Raw genomic sequence first — 21,200 nt, forward strand, 5'->3', positions numbered from 1 at the left:
AGCCCCTCCTCCTGTGAGAACTGCGCAGCCGAGCAAGGCGGCCACAGTGGGCGGCACATCCAGACCCACCGGAACTACGGAACGCTCATCGACTACGGTATGGGTGGCGAAACCGGAGACCCCCAGATGATGGCTTACAGGTTCGCTTCCACGAAGCAAATGAGACGAACCTGAGAGCAAGATTCCATGCTCGTTGCTCTTGCTGCCATTCGAACAAGGCAGCTTGCCGTTCGTGCCACAAGCTTCACATTCCCCGCAACGCGGCAGGAAGGTCATGACCACGCGTTGCCCAACCTCAACTGATGTGACCCCAACTCCTACTTCCGCGACTATGCCGGCGGCTTCGTGACCGAGCAGCATCGGCACAGGTCGGGGTCTTGATCCATTGACTACAGAAAGGTCGGAATGGCACAGCCCCGCCGCCTCGACGCGGACCAACACTTCGCCACGCCGCGGCCGACCAAGATTCAGATTGTCAATGGTGATGGGACGGCTCACGCTGTACGGGGCCGGGGCGCCGATCGAGTTCAAAACTGCGCCACGGATGCGGATGGAATCACCTCGGATCGACGAAACTGCGAGCGGTGAAATTGATTCCGATGGCGCTGTGTCTGTGGTACGGCGGGAAGGCGTGGTCACGCTCGTTGTCATGCGACGGCCCTTTCAATGTTCGGGAGGTAAAGAGCGATTCATCTAATTTGCTAGAAGCACGGGCCAGTGTGATCTGGCGAACGTCATGTATCGAGTCTGATCCCTTAGCGCGGGTGCGACCATGTGACAATTTACATAGTTTTGCGATTGATGTGTAGAAAAATCCTGAGGAGGCGGCTGATGAAAACTTATGTCGAGATTCTCGAAAATGCCTTGAGTATCGAACCCTCGGAGCTTGAGATTTCCATGGACATCCTTCCTGCAGATGCAGACGGGCAAAGATGGCGCCATGCGCTGCGAAAAGTGAATGCGTTGTCTTCGACGTCACGCCGGCAGAAACTGCTAACACACGTGTTGTCCGACACGGCAGCTGCCATTTCTTCGCTGCGCGAAGGTCAGAACACCTTGCGCGAGATCGTCACGCGGACAAGGGCCATCGTGGGAACGGACATGGCCTACATCAGCCTCAATGACCAGGAACTCGGCGAAACCCGCATCACCGAAACCGATGGTGTTTGGACGCAGGCCTACAGGGAGATAAGAATGCCGTTCAACACAGGGCTTCTCGGATCCGTGGCCCGTGCCGATGGGCCAATCCAAGTGGCAGATTACCTTGGGTCGGCTGGGCTCGCTCACATTGGACCAATTGACGATGCGGTGGCCAAGGAAGGCGTGAAAGCGATCCTGGGTGCGCCATTGCGGGTTGGCGGTGACATCATCGGGGCGCTCCTTGTGGCGGATAGGCGGTCGCATGAGTTCACTGAGGACCAGATCTTCGCGGTGGAGGCTCTTGCGAATCAGGCAGCAGTGGCATTGGACAACCTTGCTCGGCTCGGTGAGCTCACGAATTCCATGAGGCAGTTGGAACGAGCCCACCAAGAAAGCAACAGGTCCATCGAACGGCTTCAGCATCTGAGTCGTGCTGACGAATTGTTGTTTTCGTCTCTGACGTCATCCGCGGGGTTGCCCGGTTTGGCCACTCAGCTTGGAAAAATCCTCGGACGAACGACTCGACTGCTGGACCTTACGGTTCGGTTTGATGTATCGGACGCGGGTGGTGAGTCCCTCCATGCTGCTCGCACCCTTTTGCCTGCCTCCCGACACGCTAATGGGCCGGTCACCGGCGTTCTTAGCGACGGCACTTCAGTGGTCGTGATGGCGGCGGTGATCGAGGGGGAGACTCTTGGCGGAGTCTTGGTCGAGGGAAATATGGAAGACGACGATGATTCCATCCTGCGTCGGGCGGCTCTGGTACTGGGTACCTTTATTTCCCACTCAAACGCTTCCCGTCGGGATGGCGAGCGGGCTCGGGCCGAATTGCTGGCTACTCTGATCAGTTCGGCCCCAGGTGCATTACCCGCGCAGGCAGTTGCTTCGGCGGCCGAATACGGAATTAGAGACGGTTCCCCTTTTCGTGTTGCAGTCGTCGATGCGACGGCTCGATCACTAAGGGACTTCGAGGAGGCCCTGGAGTTAAACCTGGGCGCGCAGCTCCTGCGCGCCCATATCAATGATCATCTCTACGTAGCCGCATCCGAGAAGATATTCGAGTGGATCTCGGACTTCATGTCGAGGCGAGGTGCACGGCATTGGGGCGGTGCCCGGATGGCCCATTCTGAGCCGTTGGAAACCGTAGCCTCAGTAGGTGCCGAGTTCGCCTTGGCGGAGCGAATCCTCGTAGCGGCCCGGGCAGTGCCGCAGGCAGGCCGTGTGCTGAGCTGGCGTTCGCTGGGGACGATTGGGATCTTCCTCGCAAACGCCGATTCGCAAGTCACCCAAAGTGCGTTGAATGCCTCCCTTGGCCCGCTGCTGCAATACGATGCAACCAATGGCAGCCAGCTGCGCGAGACGGCCTTGTGCTACTTGGATGAAGGCCGCAATATCGCACGAACGGCCGTCGAACTTACGATCCACCAGAACACGGTTCGTCAGAGATTAGATCGAATCGACTTGCTCTTGGGCGCCGACTGGAGCAGCGGACGCGCGGCACTGGATAATCATGTACTGCTGGTTGTGTCTCAGCTTCTTGAAGGTCCTACTCCTCGGCGCTGACCCAGAAATGCAAAGACGGGTGAAGCCGTGGTTGGCCGAGTTTCAGAGAGCCGGACCCGTCAATCGCGCGGCGATGACCTTTGTGCCTCTGACAGTTGATTTGTGCCAAGTTTGTGATTCTCCGAACGAGGAGGAAGGCTGGTGGCGATCTTGTTGAGTGGGTGGATGCCATGGTATCCACCCACTCAACAAGAGTGGCTATTTTGAACTTATCGACTTTTGAAAGCCAAATAGCCGTCGTCAGCATGAATCGTGGTCCCATTGATTACGCTGGCGGCATCGCTAGCCAAGAACGCGACAACCTCTGCTATTTCACGAGGAGCTGTCATCGCGCGGCGCAACTGCTCCGAGGCGAAAACTTCCTTCTGTTCGGCGCTAAAACGGCGAAGGATGGGAGTGTCGACCCTACCTGGGGCGACCCCGACGACCCGGATCCCATGCTCGGCCAGCTCAAGTGCGGCGCTGCGGGTCATGGCGTTTACTGCGGCCTTAGCTGCCCCGTATGCCAGCGCTCCAGGATAGGCGCTCTCGCCGTAGATTGACGACGTGTTGATGATTGTCCCGCTGGTTTTGGAATCAATGAACGCTCGGGCGGCAACTAGCAAGCCGTGGTACACGCCGTCTTGGTTCACCCGAATAACTCGGTGGTAATCGCGTTATTCGGGCTCATGTTCGGGCAACAACCCGCCCGATCCGACGCCGGCATTATTGAACCACACCTCGAATCCGCCCAGATCTGTGGTGACACGGCTAGCCAGGGCGTATACCGAATCAACGACAGAAACGTCGACGGCATATCCGGTAACATGCCCGGGCAGTCCAAGGGAATTGATGCGTTCGGCTGTTGCGTCGGCCACCTCGGCGTCCAAGTCTGCAACAGCGACAATTGCACCTGCAGATGCGAAGCGCAGAGCGGTAGCAGCGCCGATCCCGCCGGAACCACCAGTAATGACCACTCGTCGGCCCGTAAGCCCAGCCGCGTCCGTGGCCGCGAATCGCTCAGCCGACATAAAAACCTCCATTGACGTTGATGTTCTCCCCTTGAATGAATGCGCTTGCGTCGCTACATAGGAAATCGAGAACGGTTGCTACTTCGTGGGGCGTGCCGTATCTGCCCAAAGGGGTATTGGTTAGTATGAGTTCGCCCGAGGCTCCACGCAGGTCCGCGGACATGGCGTTGTCGATAATGCCTGGGGAAACGACGTTGATTCTACGAGATTGTCCGAGTTCCCACATTGCTGATCTGGCCAGTCCTAACAAGCCAGCCTTGCTGGCTGCATAGTGGGCGTGATGGCGACTGCCTCGAACCCCCGCTATCGATGACAACAAAACCACAGACGCGTCTTGGGTCAGCATGGGCAAGGAGCGTTGAAGCAACGTGTAGCTGCCGGTGAGGTTGATATTGATGGTGTTGTGCCAGTCATCGTCCGACATCGTGGACAGCGGGGATTCAGGATAGATGCCCGCGGCAAGCACTAGATAGTCAATTGGGCCGACCTCGGCGACAAGCACTTCAGCGCTTGAGGCGTCCTGCGCTTCATACGGATGATACTCATAAAGGTAGCCATTGCTTGCTGGCGGCGAGGTGTCCGAGCGACAACGATCTGCCGACACGACGCGGATCCCGCGGGCAAGCAATAGCGCGACGAGCGCGCGCCCGATTGACCCTTCGCCTCCCGTGACGACAGCAGTGCGACTGGTGGTACTCAATGGTGTCCTTTCGGTCTTCCGCTGGCCAAGACGATCTGGAAGAATCCGGGCCAGCGGTTCTGAGTTCGAACTGGTTCTTAGTGGGCAGGGGTGGGTTTGTCCAGATCGGCCAGGTTTTGGCCTCGTGTTTCCTTGAGCATCGAGAGGGAAACCGTAGAGAGGACCAAGACTGCGACGACATACAGAACAATGGGTAAGACTGAGTCAAACTTGTTCAGCAACACGGTTGCCACCAACGGGGCTATTGATCCAGCGAAGATTGTGGCGATCTGGTACGTGAATGATGAACCCAAATAGCGCATCCGAGTTGGGAAGATCTCTGACATCAGTGCGGCCTGTGGTGCGTAGGCGATAGCCTGTGTCGTCAAACCGAATGCAGTGATGCCGAATATAGCCCAGAAATCTCCGGTGTTCAGTGCTGGGAAAACAATGCGACCCAAACGAACAAGCCCGCATAGCCAACTCCAATGGCTCCCTTTCGTCCGATACGGTCAGAGAGCCAGCCACCGAATAGCATGGCGATGAATTGGACGATGTTGGCCAAGAAAAGGATCAGCAACACTGTGGAGTAGCCAACCTTGACATGGACCGTTAGGTAAGTGATGGAGAAGACGATCATCAAATAGTACGAAGAATTTTCTCCGATGCGCATGATGAGCGCCTTGGCGATGGTGCCCGGGTGCGTAGCGAGGACTTCGCGCAGGATCGCCGCTCGGCGTTGTTCCTCCTCAGGGTTTGTGGTGATGACGATCATGCTCATGCAAGCATGCCGTGGTCACCACTTGACCACCATGGAAGTTCCTCCATAGATTCATTGGCACGCTGTTGGTCTTCAATATGTCGTAGAACCCTTGTACGAGAACGCCCAAAATGCCGGCAGGAAAAAAGGAAACAGCATGACGCGTCGTGGTGGCGAGCAGAGTCGAGTTCGCCCATTCTGCCCATGATTTCGCGGGCCCGGCGAGGGCCGGATTAAATACCTTCTCAAATTGCTTGACTTGACTGTAACGTAATGTAATACCATGTTGGCATGCCAGCACAAGAACTTGAACTCACGCCAGCGTTGTCGGTGCGTTCACTCTCCGTCCGCTTCGGAGGTCTCGTCGCCGTCGACGATGTCAGCTTCGACGTTCCGGCCGGAAAGGTCCTCGGACTCATCGGCCCCAACGGAGCAGGAAAAACCACCTGCTTCAACGCCATCACCGGGATGGTCCCCGCCACGGGGTCTGTCACCTTCGATGGCAAAGAGATTCTCGGCTCTCGCACGGATGCCGTCGCCCGTGCCGGAATCGCCCGCTCCTTCCAGCATGTGGCCGTCGTTCCAGAGATGACCGTGCGCGAGAACGTCATGATCGGCGCTCACCGGCACGGAAAGCTCGGCTGGATCCAGGCGGGTCTGCGCATCGGATCGAAGAAGGAAGAGGCTGACGCGCGCGAGCGCGCCGACCTCGCCATCGGCGCGCTGGGCCTGGAGCGCCTCGCACACCGCCCCTGCTCCGACCTAGGTCTGCCCAACCTCAAGCTCGTCGAGATCGCACGCGCCCTGGCATTCGATGCCTCGGTGCTGCTGCTGGATGAACCGGCGAACGGCCTCACTCACTCGGAAGTGGCAGACCTCGCCGACCGCATCAATGACTTCGCCGCCCACAAGAAGCTCACCATCGTCGTCGTTGAGCACCACATGGGCCTTATCCGCAGTGTCGCCGATCACCTGGTCGTGCTGAACTTCGGCTCCGTCCTCGCCGAGGGTGAGCCGGAGAAAGTCCTTGCCCGTCAGGAAGTCATTGACGCCTACCTGGGGGTGAAGGCATGAGCGAGCTGATCCTTGATGTACAGAACCTCGAAGCAAGCTACGGCCCGGTGCGCGTGCTGCACGGCGTGCACTTCACCGTTCGCACGGGCGAGATCGCCCTCCTGCTCGGTGCCAACGGTGCCGGCAAGACCACGACGCTGCGCGCCATCAGCGGCAGCGTCTCCGCGAGCGGCTCCGTCACGCTTCAGGGCACCAGCATCCTGGGCATGTCGCCCTCGAATGTCGCGAAGGCGGGCATCGCACACGTTCCCCAGGGACGCGGCACGCTCACCGAGCTAACGGTCGAAGACAACCTGCTCGCCGGTGCCATCAACCGCAAAGACCGCCCTGCCGTCGCCGCCGAGGTGCGCGAGTGGTACGAGCGCTTCCCCGTGCTGGGTAAGCGTCGCACGCAGCTGGCGGGTCTGCTCAGTGGTGGGGAGCAGCAGATGCTCGCCATTGCCCGCGCCATGATGGGCAAGCCGGCGCTCCTGATGCTGGACGAGCCCTCGCTCGGACTCGCCCCGAAGATCGTCGGTGAGATCTTCAGCATCTTCTCCGAGATCAACAAGTCCACCGGCACCTCGATGCTGGTCGTCGAGCAGAATGCCGAGATCGCCCTCGCGATCGCCGACTGCGGCTTCGTGCTCGAGGTGGGTCGCACGGTGCTCGAAGGGCCCGCAAGCGACCTGCAGAGCAACCCCGAAGTTCAGCACGCCTACCTGGGAGGTGATATTGCACGATGACGTACTTACCAATGTTCCTCAATGACGACTACTTTCAGCTCAACACCATCCTGCAGAGTCTGATCAATGGACTCTCCAACGGTGTTCTCTACGCCTTCCTTGCCCTCGCCCTGGTCTTTATCTACAAGACTTCCGCGCAACTGAACTTTGCGCAGGGTGAGATGGCGATGGTCGGCGCCTTTATCGTCTTCCAGGTCATGCTGTGGACAGGGATGCCGCTGTGGGCGGCTGTTCCGATCGCAATGGCCGTGATGTTCCTGATCGGGGCCGCCTCCTGGCGTTACATGCTTCGCCCCGTGGTGAAGCGCGGTGGCCACGCTCCGATGATCGTGCTGTTGGGGGTGTTCCTGCTGTTGAACGCAGGCTCCGCGGTGATCTGGGGCACCAGCCAGCGCCAGGGTCTGTCGCCGTTGCCGAACGGCCTGAACGACAAGATTCAGCTGCTCGGTGGTGTGCCGGATGTGCACATCAACTTCTCCGCACTCGGTGGCATGGCGATCCTGCTCGTCACCTTCGGGGCACTGGAGCTGTGGTTGCGCAAGACCCGCATGGGCCTCGGCTACCGTGCGATCACGTCGAACCCTGACTCGGCAGAGTCCCTCGGCATCGACCGCAACCGCTACCTCACCATCGGCTGGGGCATCTCGGCGGCGATCGGTGTGCTGGTCGGCATGCTGTTCTCACAGCAGTCGGGGCTCCTGCACAGCAACCTCATGCTCAACGGCTTGCTGTTCGGCTTCGCCGCGGCGGCCCTGGGCGGCTTTGACAGCCTGTTCGGCGCCATCATTGGCGGACTGATCATTGGTCTGCTCGAAGCGACGATCCCGAACGCCATCGAATGGATCGGGCCCAGCCTGAACGTCGCGGTGGCGCTTATGGTGATCTTCCTCGTGCTGGTGTTCCGGCCGAGCGGACTATTCGGATCGACGAAAGTGGTGAGGCCGTAATGGCTACTGTGATGACGGGTGCCCCGCGCACCTCGACGCTGGTTGCCGCTACCAACCGCGCACCGCGGTGGAAGCCTCTGATCCTGGTCGCCGGGTTGGCCGCACTGGCTCTGATCGTGACCTTCGTGCGTCCCGACTTCGAACTGGTGTACCTGGCGAAGGCCGTCTCCTACGCCGTTGCCATTTTGGGCTTGAACATTGTCGTCGGCTTCAGCGGGCAGTTCTCGCTCGCGCAGGGGGCCTTCACCGGGCTCGGTGCGTACACGGCTGCCATCCTGGTCGCAGACTACGGCTGGCACATCCTCGCCACGATTCCGGTCGCGGCTCTCCTCGGCTTCGGTGTGGGGTGCCTGCTCGGTCTTCCTGCACTGCGGGTGAAGGGGCACTACCTCGCCACGATGACTCTGGGCGTGGCGATCGTGTTCCCGATGGTGATCAAGCGCTACTCCGACTTCACGGGCGGCGCCAACGGCAAGCTCGCTCTTGTTGACTTCTCGTCGCCGGTGAGCTTCCTCACGACGACGCAGTGGCGCTTCCTGGTGATCTGCGCCATTGCCGCACTGTGCTTCCTGTTCGTGCGCAACATTGTGCGCTCGCGTATCGGTCGCGCCATGGCGATGTCCCGGTCGAATGAGGCGGGCGCGCTCAGCAACGGCATTGCCGTACCGCAGAGCCGCGTGCTGGCGTTCGGCTACGCGGGCCTCTTCGGTGCTGTCGCTGGCCCCTTGCTGGTGATGATGCTCGAGATCGCTGGGCCGGATGACTACTCGCTGATGTTCACGATCCTGCTCACCACGGGCCTCATCGTCGGCGGCACGTCGCGACTGATGGGCGCTCTGCTCGGTGGTCTTGTCATCGCCCTGCTGCCGTCTCTCACGGCATCCATCGTCAGCGGCCCGCAGGCAAACATCCTGTACGCCGTCCTCCTGATCGGCATGATCTTCATCTTGCCTGGCGGACTTGCATCCCTGCCCACGGTCGTCATGAACAAGTGGCGAAAGTGGAGCCAACGCAAGAAAAGCACTGACCCCGTTGTCTCCGCGGACCTTTCCTGACCCGCGCCCCCTCAATCACATTGGAGTGAAATGAAACACCCTATTAAGGCACTTGCCGCCGTCGCCCTGGTTGGCGTGCTCGTCGTGAGCGGTTGCTCACGTGGCGAAATCACCGCAGCCAGTGGCGAGGGCGCTTCCAGCGGCCCCGTTCCCACCGACTCCTGCCCTGCCGATGCAATGAAGGCGCTCGCTGAGGGTGAGCCGATCAAGCTGGGCGTGAGCCTGGCGCAGTCGGGCCCGATTGCGGTCGTCAACAACATCGCCAAGGCCATCAACGCGGTCTTCGAGAAGCAGAACGCCGAAGGCGGTATCGACGGTCACAAGATCGAGTTCGTCGTCAAGGATGACGCATTCGAGACGGCGCGCGCGGTCACCAACGTGCGCCAGCTCATCGACAGCACGAAGGTCATGGCCATGGTCGGACAGGTCGGCACCCCGGGTGTCGCCGCGACGCAGCCCTTCGTCGAGCGCAGCTGCACCCCGCAGCTGTGGGTCGCATCCGGTGTCTCCTCGCTGATCGCCGACCCGGAGAAGCACCCCTTCACCACGTCGAACTTGGCACCCTACGAGACCGAAGCGGCGCTGTGGGTCAAGGCTCTGCAGGATCAGGGCCTCACCAGCGCCAATATCGCCATGATCAATGCTGACGATGACCGCTCTGAAGTATTCTCGGATGCCGTCACCGAGTCGATCGAGGGAACGGACCTCAAGCTCGTCAGTGTGGAGCAGGTTGCGGCTGCCGCACCGAGTGTCGATGCCCAGGTGAACGCGACGCTGGCGAAGAAGCCGGATGCTGTGCTTGTCGGTACCAGCACGTCAAACTGCCCGCCGCTGATGACAGGTCTGCGCCGTGCCGGCTTCACCGGAACGATTATCGTGAACGTCACCTGTGCTGCCATAAACACCAACTTCGTGCCCGCTGGCGATGCTGCGAAGGACGTCCAGGTGCTCACCACGACCGCTGACCCGGCCAACCCCATGCTGGCGGATGACCCGGAGCTTGCCGAGCACCACGAGGTGATGAAGCAGTACGCGCCCGACGCTGATGCCAACAACGGCTACACCGCCGGCGGCTACCAGATCGGTCTGTTGACGGTGGAGGCGCTGAAGAACGCCGCAAAGCTCGATGGCGGCCTGACGCGCGTCAACATCATGAACGCCGCCTGGACGGTCGACGCGGAGATTCCGCTGTCGCCGAAGGGAGTTCGTGCCACGCTGAACTGGACGGAAGACCCGATCTGGCGTGAGGACGCACAGCTCATGAAGTACGACCCGGCGAAGGGTCTCCTTCCGGTAGGAGACGTCATCTCGATCGACTGACGTCCGTCGTACCTCATGGAACAGGAAGAACTCATGGAACACACCCCGCGTCCCGGTCGGCCTCGCGATCTCGCTGTCGACCACGCCATTCTCGATGCAGCCGCAGCGCGCATGAGCCGGTACGGCTACGAGCGCATGACGATCGATGATGTCGCCCGGGACGCGGGCGTGACCCGTCCGACGGTGTACCGGCGGTGGGCGTCAAAGGATGCCCTGGCTGTCGCCGCGATCGAAACCATGATCACCGTCACCGAACACGAACCCACGGGAGACACCCGTCAGGACCTGTTCGACCAGGCCGAGCAAATGTTTACTCGTTGGAGTGGCAACCGATTTCTCGGTCTTGTCGGTACCGCGATCGCCGAGCGCGACGGGCACCGAAGCCTTTACGACCTGCTCCAGGAGCGGCTCATCCAGCCACGGCGCACTGCGCTTCGAGCCATCCTAGAGCGCGGAATTGCCGACGGCACCGTGAGGCCCGACACCGACATCGACGCGATCGTGTCGATGTTCGTCGGGTCGTTCTACGCCGTGGGTATCGCTGAACAGTGGAGCCAGCTCACCGACTGGCCGGAGCGGCTCACTGAACTGATCATGCGCCTCATCAGCGCGCACAACGGCTAAGCGCCGCCGAGAACTTGCGCCCGGTTGGGACCGGGCGCGTTACGGAAGGAAGAATCAGCATGTACGAAGTCAACGACACGATCTTCATCGGTGTTCCGGAAGAGGACGAGCAGGAGAACCCGTGGCTCAAGGGCCCGTGGCGTCCGCAGGGCCGCGAGTACGCGGTCTCCAGCGACGAGCTTGAGGTGATAGGTGAGATCCCGGAGGATCTCGACGGCATCTACGTTCGTAACACTCATAACCAGGCCGCCAACCCGATCGGCATCTACCACCCCTTCGACGGTGACGGCATGCTGCACGCCGTGCGCTTCCGTGACGGCAAGGCCGAGTACCGTAACGCCTTCGTGCGCACCACGGGCTTCCTGGCCGAACAGGCCGCAGAGAAGTCGCTGTGGCCGGGCATGCTTCAGCCGGAGCTCTACTCGCGCCGCGGCTGGGGCTCGATGGGTGCGATGAAGGACAACGCAGGCACGGACATCAAGGCGCACGCCGGCAAGCTCTACGCGACGATGTCGCAGGGGTCGGAGCCGTGGTGCCTCAGCCCGACGACGCTGGAGACCCTCGGCCCGAACACGAACTGGGCACGCCTGGTTCCGCAGGGCATGGCATCGCACTACAAGGTCGACAACGCCACCGGCGACATGATCTTCTTCAACTACGCCGAGAAGCCCCCATACTTCAACTACGGCGTCGTCAACAAGAAAGACAATCTCGTCCACTACGTGCCGATCGATCTGCCCGGCGCGCGCTGGCCGCACGACATCGGTATGACGAAGCGCTACTCGATCATTCACGATCTGCCGTACTTCTTTGACCCCGAACTGCTCAAGCAGGGCATCCGTAAGGGCGCCTTCCACCACGACATCCCGTCGCGCTTCGGCATCATGCCGCGCTTCGGCCGCTCGGAGGACGTCAAGTGGTTCGAGGCGAAGCCGGCCTGGATCATGCACCTGTCGAACTGCTACGAAGACGGCGACTGGGTGATCCAGGACGGCTGCGTGTGGCCCGAGCTCGTCAAGCCCCCGGTGGGTGGCACCGAGGCCCACGACATCTACGCGCGCATCAAGCGCAACGTGGATGCCACGGCCACGGGTGCACACATGTACCGCTGGATGTTCAACATGGTCACCGGTGAGGTCAAGGAGTTCTCGATCGACGACGAGGTCACGGAGTTCCCCGTGGTGTCGAACGACTTCCAGGGGCTGCCATACCGCTACAGCTACAACGCCACGTTCCTTCCGGGTGAGTGGCTGCTGACCGGTATCAAGCGCTACGACGCAATCAGCGGTTCGACGAACCGGATCAACTTCGGCGAGAGGCGCTTCGGAAGTGAACCCGCTATTGCGCGCGGTTTGAACTCCGGCGACCGTGAGGACGACGGTTACGGCATCACGTTTGTCACCGACATGGTGGCTGATCGCTCCGAGGCTGTGGTCTTCCGACTCGACGACATGGAGGCGGGCCCGGTCTGTCGTATCATCCTGCCTGAGCGCATCTCGGTCGGCACGCACGCGTGCTGGGTTGAGGGCGACCGCATCGACGGTGAAGGGCGTGCAAAGTGACCGACGTCGTTTTCCTTCCCGGGCTGAACAACGATGCGCTGGTGTGGGCGCCGACGCTGGCGGCTCTGCACCCGCGACTCACCGGACGCGCGATTGACCTTCCGGCAGAGCCGGACCTGGCGGCTCTCGCCGAGCAGGTCGCCGCGCAGCTGACCGAGGGGACTGTCCTTGTCGGACACTCCTTCGGCGGCGTCGTGGCGATGACCGTTGCGGAGAAGCACCCGGAGCTGCTTCGCGGGCTCGTGCTCGTGAACGCGCCGATCGACGTGGAAAGCGCCGAGCAGGCGACCGCGCGCATTGAGCGCGTGTCTGGTCTGGACGAGGAATCGTTCGAGGCGGCAGCGATGGGGCGGCTCGACGTCGTGTTCGCACCAGAGCGTGCCAACGACGACGCTGTCAAGGCAGAGCGCGTCCGGGGGCTCCGTGCCTACGGGGTGGAGCGCTACAAGGCGCACTGCACCGCGATCACGCAGCGTGTGGACCGGGCGAACTTCCTGTCGGAGACGGAGCTTCCGGTGCTCGTCATTGCGGCTGACGACGATGTCGTCGTGCCGACGTCGGCTCAGCGCGACTGGGCGAACGCCGGTGGCGCGAGCTATGTCGAGGTCGCTGGTACCCGTCACATGTTGCCGGCCGAAGAGCCTGAGCAGGTGGCCACTGCGATCAACGACTGGTGGCGCACCACCGAGGCTGGCCGCGGTTACGTGGCACTGAGCCTGCCGGACGCCACGTTGCCCGACTATGTCGTGCACGGAGTGGGCGACACGACGCTCTTCCTCATGCACGGGGCGTACGGCAACCGCGACTACTTTGATGACGCGATTTCCCGGTGGAACGCCGCAGGGTTCCGCGTCGTCGCATGGTCGTGCCCTGGCTACGGTGCCGAAGAGGTACCGGACGGCTACGGTGTGCCGCTGCTTGCCGAGTACTGCGCACGGATGATTTTGGCCGAGCGCACCGAGCACAACGTGCTGCTGGGCCACTCGATGGGTGGGCTCATCGGCCCGCGTGTTCCCGCGCTCGTGGGAGATGCGCTGGACGGTGTCATTCTGTCGGGTGCGTCCGCGGGCTTCGTGAATCGCACGGCAGACGACAAGGCGCGCTACCTGCGTGAGCGCGTGAAGCCTATCGCTGAGGATGGTCTGACGGTGGCCGAATACGCCGTTGGTCTGCTCAAGGTGATGATGGCTCCAAGAGCGCAGGGGCCACTCGTTGATCGCGTGGTCGAGGTCGTCAACGGTATGAAGACCGAGGTGTTCCTTGCATCCATGCGGGCGATCACCGAGTACAACTCGGTGCCGTCGCTGACGTCGCTCAAGGTTCCGGCGCTCATGCTTGCCGGTGAGTCCGACACGGCATGCCCGCCCGCAGGCATGCAGAAGATGCAGGAGATGACCCCGGGGTCGTCGTTCCACCAGATCAACAACGCGGGGCACTACGCCTTCGCTGAGCAGGCGGACGAGTATCACGAGGTCACGACTGACTTTATCCGTCGTGTCGTGGGAGCAGGTCAGCCCTCATGAACACCGAACTAGTCAGCGCGGCCAGCATTCCGGCTTCGGCCACGCGGATCGCGGGGAAACAGGTCGTCGGAGACGGGGAAAACTTCGACGTCGTGACGCCGATTGATGGCTCGGTTCTCGGAAGTGAGCGCGCATCGTCGCCTGCCCAGGTGCAGGCGGCGGTGCGCGCCGCTGCGGCCGCTCAGCCCGGCTGGGCGGCCACGCCGGCAGATGAGCGTGCGCGGATTCTGCTGACCGCGGTGGCGTCCCTGCGCGTCGACATTGAGCGGTTGTCGACGCTGATCATGCTCGACAACGGCAAGACGCGTGCGGAGGCGCAGCAGGATGTGTACGCGGCGGCGGCGCTGCTGGAATCGGCCGCCGAGTGGGCGCGCCGGGTCAAGGGCACGACACTGGTCGAGGGCTCGGGGCTAGAGCGATTTACCTGGCGCGAGCCGGTCGGTGTGGTGGCGATCTTCATGCCGTTCAACGCGCCGCTGATGTTCAGTGCCATGAAGGCGGGAGCCGCCATTGCGGTGGGCAATACCGTGGTGGTGAAGTCACCGATGCAGAACCCCTACGCGGCCGCCGTCTTTGCCGATCACCTGGCCGACGCGGGCGTGCCTGCGGGCGTCTACAACGTGCTCCAGGGTGGTGCCGATGTTGGCGAGGCGATGGTTGATGCCCCCGAGTTGGCCATGGTGTCTTTCACGGGGTCAAGCGACGTCGGTGCGATCGTTGGTCAGCGTGCAGTGGCTCAGCTCAAGCGCCTGATCTTGGAGCTCGGGGGCAAGTCGGCAAACGTCGTCTTTGACGACGCCCCGTTCGATGCGGCTGTGGACGGATCGCTAGCCGCGATTTTCCGCAACAGCGGCCAGCGTTGCTTCTCGGGCTCGCGGTTGTTGCTGCAAGAGGGCATCGCTGAGAAGTTCTTGGCCTCCTATGTCGAAAAGGCTCGTTCCTTGCGTGTGGGTAGCCCCTTTGACGATGACACTCAGGTCGGCGCGCTGATCACTGCTGCGGATGTGCAGCGGGTGCACGCGATCGTCGAGCAGGCATGCGCCGAGGGAGCCACCGTGCTCTGCGGTGGCGAACTCCCCACGGAAGTTGCGGGCCGCGGTGCGTACTATCCACCGACGGTGATCGACTGTACGCTCGTCCCGAACGCGACGGTGCTACAGGAAGAAGTTTTCGGCCCGGTCGTTGCCGTGCAGCGCTTCGCGACCGAAGACGAGGCCGTCACGCTGGCGAATTCCACGCGCTATGCTCTCGCGGGCGGGTGCTGGAGTGCCGACTTCGGCACCGGGCTGCGGATGGCGCGCCGGGTGGATGCCGGAATGTATTGGATCAACTCCTACGCCGTGCACGGCGGCGTCGAGGTCACCATAGGTGGCCGCGGTGCCTCCGGCTTCGGGCAGGAAATGGGCGAAGAAGGCATCCTGGCGTACACGAACGTCAAGACGGTGCTGATGGATACGCGCGGCGATGCCGTGAAGGGAATGTGACATGACGGAGTACCGCAGCGCACGAGGGGCCGTGGTCTTTGCGGCCGGTGGCCCCGTGGAAATCCACGACATTCAGGTTCCGGAGCCCGAGGATACCGAAGCCATGATTGCCGTGGATGCCTGCGGGCTCTGTCACAGCGACCTGCACTACATCGACGGCACCTCTGGCACCGACTTTCCGTACTTGCTGGGGCATGAGATCGTCGGTCGCATTGTCGCCGTTGGTGCCGCGGCCACCGTGGCCGTGGGGACGCGCGTGGTCGTGGCGCTGCTCGCCCCCTGCGGGCAGTGCGGGCAGTGTGCAAGAGGTCGTCGCACCTCGTGCACGCGGAAGGTGCGCAAGGCGCGTCCGGCGCTGCTAGCCTCGGGCCAGGAACTGACTCCGGTGCTGGGAGCTGGGGGGCTTGCGGACTACGTGACCGTTGATGAGCAGCACATCGTCACTGTGCCTGCATGGTTCCCCGTCGAGCAAGCCGCACTGCTGGGCTGCGGTGTTCCTACCGGCTATGGTGCCGTGATGAACACCGCAGGCGTGCGCGCGGGGGACAGCGTCGCCGTGATCGGTGCCGGTGGGGTGGGGCTTGCAGCCATGGCCGCGGCCCGTTTTGCGCGGGCCAGCCGCATCGCGGCGATCGACGTCAGTGCACAAAAGCTGGAAGAGTCGGTGCACTTCGGCGCCACCGAAACCTACCGTGCGGGCGCAGATGACCTCCCCACGGGCTTTGACATCGTGGTGGATGCCGTTGGCGGCGCCGCCACGCTCCGCAACGCCGTGGATATCGCCGGAGAGGGCGGACACATTGTGATTCCGGGCGCGCCGAAGCTCACCGAGCAGGCCGACTTCCCGATGCGCACGGCTTTCATGAAACGCCTGTCGATCGAGTACTCACACTGGGGCGACTGCGACCCGCAGCGTGATATCGCGAGCCTCAGCACCCTTGCCCTCACCGGCGGTCTGCCGCTGGAGCGTTACGTCTCTGAGGTGATCGACTTTGCGCACACCGCCCAGGGGTATGAGCGCATGCGCGCCGGTACCGTTTTGCGCTCGGTGGTGCGGATCTCGGCCTAGGTGTATTAACCCCGGACGTTGGTGACATGCGGCGTGGCCGAGTGACAAAAAGAAGACCTCCAAGTGAAGTGGTGTTTGCGACAACATTCACGACATCCCGGAGGTCTTCTTCATGTCCCATAATAATGCCATCCTCGCGCCCAGGGGGCGCCTGCAGCTGGCCCGGTGCATCGTGGAGGACCGCTGGCCCCTGCGCCGGGCCGCCGAGCGCTTCCAGGTCTCCGCCACCACCGCCGCTCCCCGGGCCGCACCTGCACGCGCACCGAGCGGCGGATCGTCGCACTGCGGGTGAACCGCCGCTGGGCCCGGCCCGCATCGGCTACCTGCTGGGCATCCACCCCTCCACCGTGCACAAGGTCCTCTCCCGGTTCGGGCTCTCCCGGCTGTCGTGGCAGGACCGCGCCACCGGGCAGGCCATCCGCCGCTACGAACACGAGGCGCCCGGGGACCTAGTCCACGTGGACATCAAGAAACTCGGGCGGATCCCCGACGGCGGCGGCCACCGGGTCACGGACCGGGCCACCGGGAACCGCAACAAGACCGGGACCCCGGCCAACCGCAAGCCCGGCTACGCCTACCTGCACAACGCCGTCGATGACCACTCCCGCCTGGCATACACCGAGATCCTTGCAGACGAGAGGAAGGAAACCGCCTCCGGCTTCTGGAAACGGGCCAACGCCTACTTCAACTCGGCCGGGATCACGGTGAAGCGGGTCCTGACCAACAACGGGTCCTGCTACCGCTCCCACGCCTTCGCCGACGGCCTGGGGCCGGACATCAAGCACAAGCGCACCCGCCCCTACCGGCCCCAGACCAACGGCAAGATCGAACGGTTCAACCGCACCATGCTCAAGGAATGGACCTACGCCCGGGCATACCGCTCGGAGGCCGAACGCGTGGCCGCCTTTCCGGCGTGGCCAGGCTATTACAACTGTCGAGGACGCACTTCGCTGAAGGGTCTGGCACCGGTCGGCCGCGTTCCCAACCTCCGTGGCTAATGCACCTAAGCTGCGGGAAAGACACCGGTGTCCAACTCTGCGGCAATGGTGTCGAGTATGACCTGGCCGCGCTGCAGCTCGCCTGCGGATGTGAACAGCCCGTGGGCGTACCTCGCCTCGTGCAGGTGCATTACCTGCACGCCGTGCCGGGAGAGCGCAGCGGCGTAGTCGATGCCCTCGTCGGCGAGCGGATCGTGCCCGACCGTGACGATGATCGTCGGTGGCATGCCGTCCGGGATGGTGTTCAGGAGCGGGCTGATGTCGGCTCTGGCCACGTCGACGTCGTTGGCCACGTATTGTTCGATGAACCATTCCATGGTGTCGGCCACGAGCGGGAAGCCGTGGGTGATGCGTCGGTGCGACTCGCGCGACATGGTGAGGTCGGTGACCGGGTATAGCAGCACCTGGCCGACGAGCGGTACCTCGGGCATGTGGGTGACGACCTCGTTGGTGAGCACCGCCGCTAGGTTGCCCCCGGCGCTGTCGCCGGCGACCACGATCGAGTCGGCTCGCAGGCCGTGCGGAGATTCCACGTTGATGAGCCAGGCCAGCGCGCTGTGCGCATCGTCGATAGCGGCGGGGTATGCATGCTCGGGGGCAAGCCGGTAGTCCACCGCGACGACGGCGGCGCCACTTCGCGCGGCGAGGCGGCGGCAGAGGCCGTCGTGCGAGTCGAGGCTGCCGAAGACCCACCCGCCGCCGTGCAGGAACAGGATGACCCTCCCGTCCATGGCGTCGGCGGGAACGTACAGTCGCACGTCGAAGCGGTCGGCAACGCGGAAGTCCTCCACGCGGGCGAGGTTTTCGCGGGGGACGCCGTTCGCCGCGCACGCGGCCTCGTACTGTGTGCGTGCCTGCTCGACCCCGAGCGTGTGAAACGACGCCGCACCATTCGCGCGGAAGGCCTTGAGTGCCTCCGCGGCGTCTCCGGCGATGGGTCGGCAGCTGTACGGATCGAGCAGGCTCATGCCGCGATCCCGTAGTCAGCCAGTTGCAGCGTCTGCGTCAGGGTGCGGTACTCATCCACCGTGCCGCACCAGTTGTTGATCACCCGTCCGGCGCTGTTTTTGTACCAGGATGAGCAGTCGGAGGCGTAAGCCGATTCTTCCAGCTCGGCCTGCACACGGTCGTTGAATTCGCGAAGGATGGTGCCATCCACCTCGAGCACGCGCTCTTCACCCGCCCGCAGGTACGCGACGCACTGGGCGATGTACGCTTGCTGGGCCTCGAGCATCGTGACGACTGAGTTGTGGTTGAGGTTCGTGTTCGGCCCGTACACCAAGAACATGTTCGGGAAGCCATCGACCGTCATGCCGAGGTAGGCCTCGGGGTCGACGCCCCAACGCTCATCGAGGGTCTGTCCCTCACAGCCGACAACTCGCATGCCTGCCTGGAACGCCTGGCTACGGAAACCCGTGGCGTAGATCACGACGTCGAAGTCGCGCTCGGTACTATCGCTCGTATGGATGCCAGTCGGGGTGAATCGGTCGATAGGATCGGTGATGAGTTCAACGTTGTCGCGGGTGAGTGCCGGATAGAAGTCGTCGCTACGCAGGATGCGTTTGCAACCGTAGTCATAGTCCGGGGCGAGCTTCGCCCGCAGCTCGGGGTCGCTCACCTGGGCATAGAGGTGCTCGCGGGCCATGTCCATGCCCTCTTCGGAGGCCGAGGAGTGCTTTCGCACGCGCTCGAAGCCGGACTCGCGCATCTCGTGAATTTCCTGGCGGATGTGCCGGTAGGTGTCAGGCTGCGTCTCGAACTCCGCCGATTCGGCGTCGGTGAAGATGCGCTGGTCGCGCGGCAGGATGTAGTTTGCCGATCGCTGGAAGACGCTGAGGTGGCTTGCCGACTTTGCCACCTCGGGCACATACTGCACCGCGGTTGCGGCGGCACCGATCGAGGCGACGCGCTTGCCGGTGAGATCGAGGTCGTGATCCCACTGGGAAGAGTGGAACGTGACGCCGCTGTAATCGGCTGCACCGGGAATCTCAGGCACCAGCGGGGTGCTCAGCTGGCCCCATGCGGCAATGAAACTGCGGCTGCGGTAAGCCTCGCCGCTGGCGGTGACGATCGTCCACGTGGCGGTGCCGGCATCCCACCGTGTCTCAGTGACGTAATGGCCGAGACGGGTGCGCTCGCCGAGTTCATAAGTGGTGCTGAGATCGCGCAGATAGCCCAGGAGTTCCTCTTGCCCGGCAAACATGCGCGTAACGCGCGTGTGCAGGAAGTAGCTGTAGCAGTAGATGACTGACTGGGTATCGCACGCGGCACCCGGGTAGGTGTTGTCGCGCCACACACCGCCAATGTCGTTGCCCTTGTCCAGGATGAGGAAGTTGTCGATGCCGTCGCGGCGAAGCTGGGCACCCTGGCCCAGACCGCCGAAGCCGGCGCCGACGATGACTGCGTCGTAGAGGTGTTCCTGTGTCATGCTCTTTATGCTCCCGGGAAGTTGATGATCTGACGGATGGCGCGTCCCTCGCGGAGGGCGTCCATCGCGTCGTTGATCTGGTCGAGGGGGATGTGGTCGGAGATTAGGGACTCGACCGGAAGTTTGCCCTCGCGCCACAGCTGCTCGTAGCGCGGGATGTCGATCTTGGGCACGGCGGAGCCCAGGTAGCTCCCCACGATGGTGCGGGCCTCGGCGGTGAGGGTGAGGGGGTCGATGCGGGTCTCTTGGCCGGGGCGGGGGAGCCCTACGGTCACCGTGATGCCGCCGGGGGCGGTGAGGTGAATGCCGTTTTCGAGCGCGAGCGGGTGCCCGGCAGCTTCGACCACGACGGTGAAGCGCTCGCCGGAGGCCAGTGCCTCGTCGGGGGTGAGAGCCGCGGATGCGCCCATGGCGAGGGCCGTGTCGAATTTGGCGCTTTGGGCATCGATGGCGACGATGCGCTGTACGCCGAGGGCGCGAGCGGTGAGCAGCGCGGCCAGTCCAACGCCGCCGAGCCCGATCACGGCCACGCTGTCGGTGGGGTTGGGGCGGGCGACGTTTATGAGGGCGCCGCCGCCGGTGAGCATGGCGCAACCCAAGAGTGCGGCGACGTCGGCTGGGACATCGTCACCGACCGGTACCACCGACCGGCGCGAGACCACGGCATAGGTGGCAAAGCCGGAGATTCCCAGGTGGTGTTTGATCGGGGTTCCGGCGGCGTGCAGGCGCTGGCCGCCGCTGAGGAGGGTGCCCTCACCGTTGCTGGCCGAGCCCACCTCGCACGGCATCCGCCCGTTGCTGGCGCAGCCGCGGCAGTCGCCACAGCGGGGGAGGAAAGTCATCACCACGCGCTGGCCGAGCTGTACGTCCTCCACTCCGTCGCCGAGCTGTTCGATGATGCCCGCCGCCTCATGGCCGAGCAACATCGGCAGGGGGCGGGGGCGTGAGCCATCGACGACGGAGAGGTCGGAGTGGCAGATGCTTGCCGCTTCGATGCGCACCAGGATTTCGCCGGGGCCGGGGGCATCGAGGGTGAGCTCCTGCACACGGAGGGGCTGAGAGGTGGCGTACGGTGCCTCGGCGTCGGAGCGTTCAAGGACGGCTCCGCGGATCGTCAGCGGCAGAGGTAGGGACGCGGGGGGTGAAGTGCTCATGGGACTCCTTTGGCGGCGCATGTTCGCCCTTCGAGTCTGCGGGGGGTGGTGGATGCGGCACAATGGAGAAAGCCACATAACATGA

16 protein-coding genes and 3 pseudogenes are annotated in these 21,200 nt (G+C 63.1%); 12 read left to right on the top strand and 7 right to left on the bottom strand.

The genetic code is table 11. The annotated features are described in order from the left end of the window. Positions 1-78: 78 nt before the first annotated feature. Positions 79-651: pseudogene (locus ACIPVK_RS03990) on the bottom strand (alcohol dehydrogenase catalytic domain-containing protein); the annotation flags it as partial. Between the two features lie 180 nt (positions 652-831). On the opposite strand from ACIPVK_RS03990, the gene ACIPVK_RS03995 reads away from it, so the two are divergent. Next, positions 832-2,703 carry a helix-turn-helix domain-containing protein gene (locus tag ACIPVK_RS03995; RefSeq protein WP_407610683.1) on the top strand — a complete coding sequence of 624 codons (1,872 nt, stop codon included), beginning with the start codon at positions 832-834 and terminating at the stop codon, positions 2,701-2,703. Between the two features lie 209 nt (positions 2,704-2,912). Here ACIPVK_RS03995 and ACIPVK_RS04000 read toward each other — a convergent pair. The 3 genes and pseudogenes from ACIPVK_RS04000 to ACIPVK_RS04010 all read right to left on the bottom strand — a co-directional run bounded on the left by ACIPVK_RS04000 (position 2,913) and on the right by ACIPVK_RS04010 (position 5,173). Further along, positions 2,913-3,725, bottom strand: a pseudogene (locus ACIPVK_RS04000) (SDR family NAD(P)-dependent oxidoreductase). After that, positions 3,703-4,413 (bottom strand): SDR family oxidoreductase, encoded by a 711-nt coding sequence (locus tag ACIPVK_RS04005; protein WP_407610684.1) that lies wholly within the window; start codon positions 4,411-4,413, stop codon positions 3,703-3,705. Before ACIPVK_RS04005 ends, ACIPVK_RS04000 begins: the two are co-directional and overlap by 23 nt. A gap of 412 nt (positions 4,414-4,825) precedes the next feature. After that, positions 4,826-5,173 carry a hypothetical protein gene (locus ACIPVK_RS04010; protein WP_407610685.1) on the bottom strand — a complete coding sequence of 116 codons (348 nt, stop codon included), beginning with the start codon at positions 5,171-5,173 and terminating at the stop codon, positions 4,826-4,828. 270 nt (positions 5,174-5,443) lie between these two features. Between ACIPVK_RS04010 and ACIPVK_RS04015 the strand changes: the two genes are divergently transcribed. The 11 genes and pseudogenes from ACIPVK_RS04015 (at position 5,444) to ACIPVK_RS04065 (ending at position 17,533) form a co-directional block, all read left to right on the top strand. After that, a complete protein-coding gene (locus tag ACIPVK_RS04015; RefSeq protein WP_407610686.1) occupies positions 5,444-6,226 on the top strand; it encodes an ABC transporter ATP-binding protein in 783 nt (260 codons plus the stop codon). Next, positions 6,223-6,951 carry an ABC transporter ATP-binding protein gene (locus ACIPVK_RS04020; protein ID WP_407610687.1) on the top strand — a complete coding sequence of 243 codons (729 nt, stop codon included), beginning with the start codon at positions 6,223-6,225 and terminating at the stop codon, positions 6,949-6,951. Before ACIPVK_RS04015 ends, ACIPVK_RS04020 begins: the two co-directional genes overlap by 4 nt. Positions 6,952-6,962: 11 nt before the next feature. Next, positions 6,963-7,898: a branched-chain amino acid ABC transporter permease gene (locus ACIPVK_RS04025; protein WP_407610688.1), complete on the top strand. Its 936-nt coding sequence runs from the start codon at positions 6,963-6,965 to the stop codon at positions 7,896-7,898. Then, positions 7,898-8,953, top strand: a complete 1,056-nt coding sequence (locus tag ACIPVK_RS04030) for a branched-chain amino acid ABC transporter permease (protein WP_407610689.1) — start codon at positions 7,898-7,900, stop codon at positions 8,951-8,953. Before ACIPVK_RS04025 ends, ACIPVK_RS04030 begins: the two co-directional genes overlap by 1 nt. A 30-nt stretch (positions 8,954-8,983) precedes the next feature. Then, positions 8,984-10,273 carry an ABC transporter substrate-binding protein gene (locus ACIPVK_RS04035; protein ID WP_407610690.1) on the top strand — a complete coding sequence of 430 codons (1,290 nt, stop codon included), beginning with the start codon at positions 8,984-8,986 and terminating at the stop codon, positions 10,271-10,273. A gap of 33 nt (positions 10,274-10,306) precedes the next feature. Continuing rightward, positions 10,307-10,897: a TetR/AcrR family transcriptional regulator gene (locus ACIPVK_RS04040; RefSeq protein ID WP_407610691.1), complete on the top strand. Its 591-nt coding sequence runs from the start codon at positions 10,307-10,309 to the stop codon at positions 10,895-10,897. 59 nt (positions 10,898-10,956) lie between these two features. Beyond that, complete coding sequence (locus tag ACIPVK_RS04045) at positions 10,957-12,459, top strand: carotenoid oxygenase family protein (protein WP_407610692.1); 1,503 nt, start codon at positions 10,957-10,959, stop codon at positions 12,457-12,459. Continuing rightward, a complete protein-coding gene (locus tag ACIPVK_RS04050; RefSeq protein WP_407610693.1) occupies positions 12,456-13,982 on the top strand; it encodes an alpha/beta fold hydrolase in 1,527 nt (508 codons plus the stop codon). Before ACIPVK_RS04045 ends, ACIPVK_RS04050 begins: the two co-directional genes overlap by 4 nt. Further along, positions 13,979-15,466, top strand: a complete 1,488-nt coding sequence (locus tag ACIPVK_RS04055; protein ID WP_407610694.1) for an aldehyde dehydrogenase family protein — start codon at positions 13,979-13,981, stop codon at positions 15,464-15,466. Before ACIPVK_RS04050 ends, ACIPVK_RS04055 begins: the two co-directional genes overlap by 4 nt. Position 15,467: 1 nt before the next feature. After that, positions 15,468-16,535, top strand: coding sequence for an alcohol dehydrogenase catalytic domain-containing protein (locus tag ACIPVK_RS04060; RefSeq protein WP_407610695.1), 1,068 nt, complete (start codon positions 15,468-15,470; stop codon positions 16,533-16,535). Between the two features lie 112 nt (positions 16,536-16,647). Continuing rightward, a pseudogene (locus tag ACIPVK_RS04065) lies at positions 16,648-17,533 on the top strand (IS481 family transposase). A 5-nt stretch (positions 17,534-17,538) separates the two neighbouring features. On the opposite strand, the gene ACIPVK_RS04070 reads toward ACIPVK_RS04065, so the two are convergent. From ACIPVK_RS04070 to ACIPVK_RS04080, 3 genes are read right to left on the bottom strand one after another with little or no spacing between them, the layout of a single operon-like run. Then, positions 17,539-18,501: an alpha/beta hydrolase gene (locus tag ACIPVK_RS04070; protein WP_407610696.1), complete on the bottom strand. Its 963-nt coding sequence runs from the start codon at positions 18,499-18,501 to the stop codon at positions 17,539-17,541. Further along, entirely contained in the window at positions 18,498-19,961 is a 1,464-nt protein-coding gene (locus ACIPVK_RS04075) for a flavin-containing monooxygenase (RefSeq protein WP_407610697.1), read from the bottom strand. The genes ACIPVK_RS04070 and ACIPVK_RS04075 overlap by 4 nt, the downstream gene beginning before the upstream one ends. Positions 19,962-19,966: 5 nt before the next feature. After that, entirely contained in the window at positions 19,967-21,115 is a 1,149-nt protein-coding gene (locus tag ACIPVK_RS04080) for an alcohol dehydrogenase catalytic domain-containing protein (protein ID WP_407610698.1), read from the bottom strand. Positions 21,116-21,200 lie beyond the last annotated feature (85 nt).

Origin of the sequence: Paeniglutamicibacter sp. MACA_103 (genome assembly GCF_045798555.1) — a bacterium.
Taxonomy (GTDB): domain Bacteria; phylum Actinomycetota; class Actinomycetes; order Actinomycetales; family Micrococcaceae; genus Paeniglutamicibacter.

What these genes read in the sequence shown, in the direction of transcription:
- ACIPVK_RS04035 (WP_407610690.1), top strand. Translation starts at nt 8,984, where the DNA reads ATGAAACACCCTATTAAGGCACTTGCCGCCGTCGCCCTGGTTGGCGTG.
- ACIPVK_RS04055 (WP_407610694.1), top strand. Translation starts at nt 13,979, where the DNA reads ATGAACACCGAACTAGTCAGCGCGGCCAGCATTCCGGCTTCGGCCACG.
- ACIPVK_RS04025 (WP_407610688.1), top strand. Translation starts at nt 6,963, where the DNA reads ATGTTCCTCAATGACGACTACTTTCAGCTCAACACCATCCTGCAGAGT.
- ACIPVK_RS04075 (WP_407610697.1), bottom strand. Translation starts at nt 19,961, where the DNA reads ATGACACAGGAACACCTCTACGACGCAGTCATCGTCGGCGCCGGCTTC.
- ACIPVK_RS04020 (WP_407610687.1), top strand. Translation starts at nt 6,223, where the DNA reads ATGAGCGAGCTGATCCTTGATGTACAGAACCTCGAAGCAAGCTACGGC.
- ACIPVK_RS04045 (WP_407610692.1), top strand. Translation starts at nt 10,957, where the DNA reads ATGTACGAAGTCAACGACACGATCTTCATCGGTGTTCCGGAAGAGGAC.
- ACIPVK_RS04030 (WP_407610689.1), top strand. Translation starts at nt 7,898, where the DNA reads ATGGCTACTGTGATGACGGGTGCCCCGCGCACCTCGACGCTGGTTGCC.
- ACIPVK_RS04060 (WP_407610695.1), top strand. Translation starts at nt 15,468, where the DNA reads ATGACGGAGTACCGCAGCGCACGAGGGGCCGTGGTCTTTGCGGCCGGT.
- ACIPVK_RS03995 (WP_407610683.1), top strand. Translation starts at nt 832, where the DNA reads ATGAAAACTTATGTCGAGATTCTCGAAAATGCCTTGAGTATCGAACCC.
- ACIPVK_RS04080 (WP_407610698.1), bottom strand. Translation starts at nt 21,115, where the DNA reads ATGAGCACTTCACCCCCCGCGTCCCTACCTCTGCCGCTGACGATCCGC.
- ACIPVK_RS04070 (WP_407610696.1), bottom strand. Translation starts at nt 18,501, where the DNA reads ATGAGCCTGCTCGATCCGTACAGCTGCCGACCCATCGCCGGAGACGCC.
- ACIPVK_RS04040 (WP_407610691.1), top strand. Translation starts at nt 10,307, where the DNA reads ATGGAACACACCCCGCGTCCCGGTCGGCCTCGCGATCTCGCTGTCGAC.
- ACIPVK_RS04015 (WP_407610686.1), top strand. Translation starts at nt 5,444, where the DNA reads ATGCCAGCACAAGAACTTGAACTCACGCCAGCGTTGTCGGTGCGTTCA.
- ACIPVK_RS04010 (WP_407610685.1), bottom strand. Translation starts at nt 5,173, where the DNA reads ATGAGCATGATCGTCATCACCACAAACCCTGAGGAGGAACAACGCCGA.